Source organism: Longimonas sp. (assembly GCF_046498435.1).
Taxonomy (GTDB): Bacteria; Bacteroidota; Rhodothermia; order Rhodothermales; family Salinibacteraceae; genus Longimonas.
This window is the reverse complement of sequence record NZ_JAWOAR010000138.1, coordinates 1-6743: the sequence shown is the minus strand read 5'-3', so window position 1 is coordinate 6743 and position 6743 is coordinate 1. Positions and strand designations below refer to the sequence as shown.

The following is a 6743-nucleotide window of genomic DNA, read 5'->3' as shown; positions in this document are numbered from 1 at the left end:
GCGAATTGGACCGGCCAGGACCTGGCGCTCGGCCTCTCGGTAACGCCGTTTGAACGCGTGCCGCTGGTGTTTAGTCCGGCCCTGGTCGACCTCACCGGGCGTGCCGGCGACGGCGTGCGCTTCTCGGCCAGCCTAGGCATGGCCGTTACGCTGTGGTGACCCGGAGCCGACATGAATTAACTGACTGGCTGCGACGGTGACGCCTCCCGGCGCGGTATGAAAGCTGTACAGGATCCACCAAAGTGGGCCACCTCTCGCCCCACTCGTCGCAAACTGTGAGATTAACCACAGGACCTGGCACCGACGGTGCCGATAGCATTCGGCACAAGTTCCCCCGTCGGTGCTATGGCAGAGAACACTCCAGCGTCCGCCCCCCAGCATCGAATCTATTCTGTTGCGTCTCTCCGCCGTACCCCCCTCCCCTCAATTCCAGTAATCACCACGAACGCGGACCGGCTCGACTCGTAAAGCAGGCCAACTCACTGGTTGCTCCCTGCATCGGTCTGTGTTGTGCTCTCCCCTGCCCGTCGCCGCTGGCTTCGCCTACACGCCGTCATTGCCAGCGCGGTAGCCGGAGGCGGCGCAGTTGGCGGATTGCTGCGCCATGGCCTTGTCCTCGCGTTTCCCTACACGCCCGGCCAGGTGCCGTATGTCATCCTTACGATCAATGTTGTCGGGGCCTTCGTGCTTGGTGCAGGCGGACGCTGGCTCGTGCACAAGCATCCCGAGCATCGCCTGGTGCGCTACGCCCTCACCACCGGACTCATGGGCGCGTTCACCACGTTCTCGACCTACGCGCTCGACGCCGTGCATCTGGCCGATGCCGGAGCCCAGGCCGCCGCGCTCGGATACGTTGCGGCCAGCTTGCTTCTGGGCCTGCTCGCCGCCGGATCGGGACTGGCCGCTGCCGAACGCCTCCTTACCACGCCCGCTTCGTAACCCCCGCCTTCACCATGCTCCTCGCCCTTGCGCTATCCTGTGCCGCAGCCTTCGGCGCCGTGGCCCGCTACGCCACCAGCGTGTGGATGCAGCAGTACCAGTCCGACAGCCTCGGCGGCACGCTCGTAGCCAACGTGCTGGGCTCGCTCGGAGCCGGACTCGTTGCCGGGGCCGCGCTTTCCGGAGCGCTTCCGTCCAGTTGGCATCTGGTGCTAAGCACCGGATTTTTAGGCGCCTACACCACATTTTCCACCTGGATGGTCGAGTCGGCCACGCTCCTGCGCGAGGGCCGCTGGCGTCTGCTGCTAGGCTACACCCTCGGCAGCACCCTGCTCGGCACCGCCGCTGCTGCGCTTGGCCTGGCCCTCATGCTGTAGATCCACCCATCTACATCACCGCCGACATTCCGATCTTCGGGCGTTGTTGGGGGGATGCGTCAGGCTGGCGGGCGAGCAAAAGCGGCTGCTGGAGTTCATGCAGAAATGCCCGCACCGATGCGACGTCGTCTCGCACAAAGCTCAGCGGCGCCACCACCAATCCATCCAGCGCGCGGTGCAGGGCCGTGCCCGGACGCTGCGCCGCCAGCGGGGTACATCGCACCGGCTGCCACAACACGTTGCCGGGCGGGCGCAGTTCGCGGAGCGTCTCGCGCTGTGCTGTGTACGCGGCGTCATCGGCAGCAGGCAGCAGCACGCGTACACGACGCACATGAAGTGCATAGGACGCATAGGTGGCCCACTGAAGCGCCGCCGCGCCGTCGGGGCCCTCGGAAAAGTACACGGTTACGTGGTTGAGCCCCGGCACCTGGCGTGGACTGATCAGCAGCGAGCGGTCCGCCTCTCGGACGAGCGCCAGCGGCGTGTGGCCCAGCCGGTACCTGTGGTCGTTCGTGGTGCCTTGCATCCCCACTGCAACAAGATCGGCGGTGCGCTCCGCCCCAAGCAGTGCCGACGTCGCGTGTCCTTCGACCGATTGCAACTCAGCATCTACGCTATACGTGTGCGCCAACTCGTTCAAGCGCCAGCGCACATAGTCGGCGGTGTCCTCGAAAGAGCGCTCCACACGACGCGTCGACAGCGGCACAGCGGTACCGCGTCCCGCTGGTACAGCGCGTGTCGTGCCCAGGCGTGCGGCCCGGCGCAGCGAGGCATCTTCCACATAGCATCCGGTGACCCGGCCCAGCCCCGGCTGCACCAGGTGCAGTGTTACCGTGAGGGCCGACTCGCTGGTGCGCGAGCCATCGAGCCCGACCACCGCGTGACGTAGCAGCGACATAGCACAAAAGAGGAGGTTGCTTCAAGAAACGAACGAATGCGGCCCGTCGCATCTTACTCGGTGGATGCCGTGGCCTGCGCCTCCGCCTGCCCGTTGATACCAAACTGCTGGCGCTGCCGGGCAAAGGTGAGCAAGCGCTCTTCCACGCGCCCGTTGATGCTGTTGGCCGGATATGTGCCGTCATCGCCGCGCGTGCCAGCGGGCTGCCCCGTGAGCAGCGCGATGCCCTCGTCGATGGTTTCGACGGGATACACGTGGAAATTGCCTGCCGCCACGGCGTCTACGATATCTTGGCGAAGCATCAGGTGGGGCACGTTGCTCTGGGGGATGAGCACGCCCTGCTCGCCCGTAAGTCCGCGACGCTGGCATACCTCGAAAAAGCCTTCGATCTTCTCGTTCACCCCGCCGATGGGCTGCACCACGCCGTGCTGGTTCACCGAGCCGGTAACGGCCAGCGACTGCTTGATGGGCACCTCGGCCAGAGCCGACATTAGCGCGTAGAGTTCGGCGGAGGAGGCGCTGTCGCCGTCAATGCCGCCGTACGACTGCTCAAACACAAGGCTGGCCTGCATGGAGAGCGGCTGCTCGGGCGCATAGCGTCCGCTCAGGAAGCCCGACAGCACAAGCACGCCCTTTGCGTGAAGCGGCCCACCGAGTGCGGTTTCGCGCTCAATGTCCACAATGTCGCCCTTACCCAGGCGCACCCGCGCGGTGATGCGGTTCGGACGTCCAAAGGCAAAGCCGCTCTGCTGCAACACGGACAGTCCGTTGATCTGCCCGACCACGGCGTCGTCGGTGTCGATGTAGAGCGTGTTGCGCTCAATGGATTCTTGCACACGCTCTTTGAGGCGATCGGCGCGGCGGCGCTGGGCATCGAGAGCCGCCTGCACGTGGTCGGCTTCGATCCGCTCGGCATCGCTCTTGCGCGCATGGAATCCGGCTTCGGCCACGAGATCCTGCATCGTATCCACCTGTGCGGAGAGCTTCTCCTGATCCTGAGCGATGCGCAGGCTGTGCTCCATCAGACGAGCCACGCCCGAGGCGTGCAGCGGCGGCTGGTCGGCGCGCTCGGCCATGGTGGCCAGCATGTCGGCGTACGATGCCATGTGCTCGTCGTCATAGTCCATCTGGTCGTCGAAATCGGCCATGACCTTAAACAGATCCTCCATATCCGGATCGTAGGCGCACAGCAGGTGGTAGAGCCAACGCTCGCCCACAAGCACCAGCTTCACGTTCAGCGGGATAGGCTCCGGCTCCAGCGAGACGGTGCGCATCAATCCAAGCGCCTGCTGGGGGGATTCGATGTCGATGTTCTGGCTGTTCAAGACGCGTTTCAGGCCTTCCCAGGCGTACGGCTGTTGCAGCAGCTTACGCGCCTCAATGACGAGGTAGCCGCCATTGGCTTTGTGGAGCGCACCGGGCTGAATGAGGCTGAAGTCAGTGATGAGCGCCCCCATCTGGGCCTGCTGCTCCACGCGTCCCACAAGATTCGCGTAGGTGGGGTTGTCGCATGTGATAATGGGCGCGCCATCGTCGGGGTCGTGGTGCACAAGCAGATTCACGCGGTAGCGATCCCACGAGGGCCCGCCCTGCTGCATCGCCATAAATGCCATGCCGCCCGAATTCTCCTCGCCAAAAGCGCCGTGGCTGCCCTGGCCTTGCTGAACGAGTGCGCCGACGTTTTCCACAATGTCGGCCTGTACCGCGTCGATATGGTCGGTGATGGCCACGTGGTCGGCGTATTCGTCTTTCAGTTCTTCGATAAGCGGGTCGATGGCGTGGTGAGCCATCTCCTCGTTGAGCTCGTCGAGCCGCTCTTGGGCCTCACGCTGCCGCTCGGGCAGCTTGCGCATAATCTGCTGGAGCTCGTCCTCGAACGCATCAATCTTTTCCTGGACGGCATCGCGGTCGATGTCATCGAGCGCCTCGAACTCGTCGGGCGACACGACCTCGCCATCACGAATCGGGGCGAAGGCAAACCCGTTGGGCGTGCGGATGAGGGCGATGTCCTCCGAGCGAGCACGCTCTTGCAGCGCTTCCAGCGCCTCCTCTTGCTCTGAGCGCACCTCGTCTTCGATCATCTGGCGACGCGCCTGGTACTCCTCGCTGTCGAACGTGGCCGACAGCGCGGCCTGCGCGGATGCAATGAAGTCGTCCATCGCCGCCTCGAAGTCGGCTCCAGCGCCCGCGTCCAGCCGCAGGGCACGCGGCGTGCGCTCCTCATCCATGTTCTTGACATAGCACCAGTCCGACGGAGCCCCCGATTCGGCGGCGGCATCCTCCAGCATCTGGCGCACCATGCGGTGGCGCCCGGTGCCGTTCGGGCCCAGCGCAAACACGTTGAATCCGGGCTGATCCATCTGGACGCCAAACTGAAGCGCCTCTTGCGCGCGGTCTTGTCCCACAACCGTGGTGTCGGCATCAAGCGCCTCGGTCGTGGTAAAGTCGAACGCGCTCGGGTCTATAGTCCGGCGCAGGCGGTCGGGCGAGAGCGAGTCAGGAGTAGCCATGTAATATGTGGTTCGTTCGGTAGAGTGGCAATGCAGAGTACGTTGTAGGCACCGCCGCGCCTTCAGTTCGCCCGGACGTTATGCCGCTCCGCTTTAGCATCATTGTTTACGGCATGTACATGGTTGCACACCCCTTTGTGACGTCTCGGACACGTGCAGCGGCTACAACAGTCCCACGGATTCATGGGGACTTACGCAGCCTGACTACACGCTCTTTTATTCTTGATATGACGGTGTGCTGCTCTTTTTCTCAGGTAGTCGTTCGCCAATCCAACACTGTGGGTATCCTCGCTCTGTTCGTTATGCTGGCCGGATACGCCGAATCCGCTGCCCAATATGCGCCGGGTCCGCTCGACACGTCGAATCCGCCCCGTGCATGGATCACGGCAGGCGTTGGACTCGGAGCCGGGGCCGGATCGGGAAGCAACGGAAGTGCGGGGGCCAGCCTCACTGTGGGCGGACGTGAGACTGCTTGGGTCGGGCAGGCCGCCGCACATGGCAACTGGAGCACAGAAGCCCGCACTGCCGAAGAGACGCGTCCCTACACAGCAGCAACGGGCCTGAACGTAGGACGCGTGTGGGCGCGCCCCGACATTGCGGTGGCCGGGTTCGTGGGACCTGCGCTGGGGTGGGAGCGCACCCGCGCAGACGTCACGCATCGCTCGTTCGGCGCTCTCCTCGGCAGCCAGTTCTTCGTAACGCCCGCATACGGATTCGGACTCGGGCTGGAGGCGTTTGCCTTTGTGCATCCCGATTATCCCCAGGTGGGTGTGCGCCTAACCGTTCAGATTGGCAATGCGTGGATACCGTAGCGCCCAAGAGCCTGACAGGATCTAAACGCTACCACCCACCAACAAAGACAGATCGCACATCCCCAATCGCAAATCCCCAATCGTACATCCCAAATCGGAACCGGTTTACGAGACGGATGAACGCCGTGCTCGGAGTCGGCGCACGCCATACACCACAAGCGCAACCAGCGCTGCCAGCCCCACAAACGGCGCGATGATCGCCAGGACCGTGAGCACCAGCGAGCCGCCTGCCTCGCCGGTGGATACCAGCGGGTTGCCGAGTCCGCCCGTGGAGGCGCTACTCGCCCCGCGCAGCAGCACCGTACCGCCCTGCACCGCACCTGCCGATCCGCCCCCGGCCACCAGCGCCAGCGCCCACTGCATAAAGGGCGACGCCTCGCCCAGGGTCGACGCGGTGAGGATCGTGCCCGCCGCCACAGCCATGGGCGTGGCCACAGTATCCAGCAGATTGTCGAGCCACGGAATGTAGTAGGCCCCCACTTCTACCAGCGCAGCAACGCCCAATGCAGCGGTGGCCAGCGGCGACCCAAGCCAGGCCATCCCTTCAGCCAGCGGCAGTTCACCCGCCAGAGATGCGACGTTCACGCCCAGCGGCGGTATGAACACACGCAACCCCGCCGCCGCGCTCAACCCGATGCCGATAGCAACCGCGAATAGCGTTTCGAAAGGTGTCATGAGAAGGTAAGTTCGTGCACAATCGTACCATGCGTAGTGGTAGGGACACGGCGCGCCGTGTCCCTACAATATGAAAACTATCATTTCGATCACGGGGAGTCGCTAATCCTCAAGTGATCGGCGTTACCTGAAAGACGAATAGATCCCGGATCAGCGACGCCAGGGGCGCCTTGTCCGGGATGACTGTTTGAGAGGCATCATGCCATCTGCGCTGAATCATCATACAGGTGTTTGCAATCGGTGAGCGACGAAACTCGCCTTAATGTTGCCGGGGACGCAAGCGGTACCGACAGGGGTCGGCACAGGTTACCCGGCTATGGGTTTCCTTAGCCCGGGATCAGGAGCGAAGCGGATATCCCGGGCGGCCTCTGAGATGACGGATGTAGGGTACACACGCACGTTCTCATCGTAATGCGGCAACCGGATTGGCACGACACGTCCGCGTGCCCTACGCGTCCGCCTCTGCATAGACGCTGGGACGCTGGCCTACGTGATCCAGGAAGCGCTCGGAGAAGTGCGCAAGGTTCTGGAA

Annotated in this window: 6 protein-coding genes; 3 read left to right on the top strand and 3 right to left on the bottom strand. The window is 63.9% G+C overall.

Features of this window, described 5'->3' with window-relative positions; genetic code table 11:
- Nucleotides 1–510 precede the first annotated feature (510 nt).
- Together R6U20_RS05145 and R6U20_RS05140 are read left to right on the top strand one after the other, a co-directional pair.
- On the top strand, nucleotides 511–939 hold the full coding sequence (locus tag R6U20_RS05145) for a FluC/FEX family fluoride channel (RefSeq protein ID WP_410336795.1): 429 nt from the start codon (nucleotides 511–513) through the stop codon (nucleotides 937–939).
- A 14-nt stretch (nucleotides 940–953) separates the two neighbouring features.
- A complete protein-coding gene (locus R6U20_RS05140; protein WP_410336794.1) occupies nucleotides 954–1316 on the top strand; it encodes a FluC/FEX family fluoride channel in 363 nt (120 codons plus the stop codon).
- A gap of 10 nt (nucleotides 1317–1326) precedes the next feature.
- Here the strand turns inward: R6U20_RS05140 and R6U20_RS05135 are convergent, their stop codons facing one another.
- The gene (locus tag R6U20_RS05135; protein ID WP_410336793.1) at nucleotides 1327–2214 is read right to left on the bottom strand and encodes a universal stress protein; all 888 of its coding nucleotides are present in this window, start codon (nucleotides 2212–2214) and stop codon (nucleotides 1327–1329) included.
- Between the two features lie 53 nt (nucleotides 2215–2267).
- Complete coding sequence (locus tag R6U20_RS05130; protein ID WP_410336792.1) at nucleotides 2268–4724, bottom strand: Lon protease family protein; 2457 nt, start codon at nucleotides 4722–4724, stop codon at nucleotides 2268–2270.
- A 278-nt stretch (nucleotides 4725–5002) separates the two neighbouring features.
- On the opposite strand from R6U20_RS05130, the gene R6U20_RS05125 reads away from it, so the two are divergent.
- Nucleotides 5003–5536 (top strand): hypothetical protein, encoded by a 534-nt coding sequence (locus tag R6U20_RS05125; protein ID WP_410336791.1) that lies wholly within the window; start codon nucleotides 5003–5005, stop codon nucleotides 5534–5536.
- Between the two features lie 105 nt (nucleotides 5537–5641).
- On the opposite strand, the gene R6U20_RS05120 is transcribed toward R6U20_RS05125, so the two are convergent.
- Nucleotides 5642–6211, bottom strand: a complete 570-nt coding sequence (locus tag R6U20_RS05120) for a DUF4126 domain-containing protein (RefSeq protein WP_410336790.1) — start codon at nucleotides 6209–6211, stop codon at nucleotides 5642–5644.
- Nucleotides 6212–6743: the final 532 nt, after the last annotated feature.

Bases quoted from the DNA above. Each gene is read 5' to 3' on its own strand.
- R6U20_RS05140 (WP_410336794.1), top strand. From the start codon at position 954: ATGCTCCTCGCCCTTGCGCTATCCTGTGCCGCAGCCTTCGGCGCCGTG.
- R6U20_RS05135 (WP_410336793.1), bottom strand. From the start codon at position 2,214: ATGTCGCTGCTACGTCACGCGGTGGTCGGGCTCGATGGCTCGCGCACC.
- R6U20_RS05130 (WP_410336792.1), bottom strand. From the start codon at position 4,724: ATGGCTACTCCTGACTCGCTCTCGCCCGACCGCCTGCGCCGGACTATA.
- R6U20_RS05120 (WP_410336790.1), bottom strand. From the start codon at position 6,211: ATGACACCTTTCGAAACGCTATTCGCGGTTGCTATCGGCATCGGGTTG.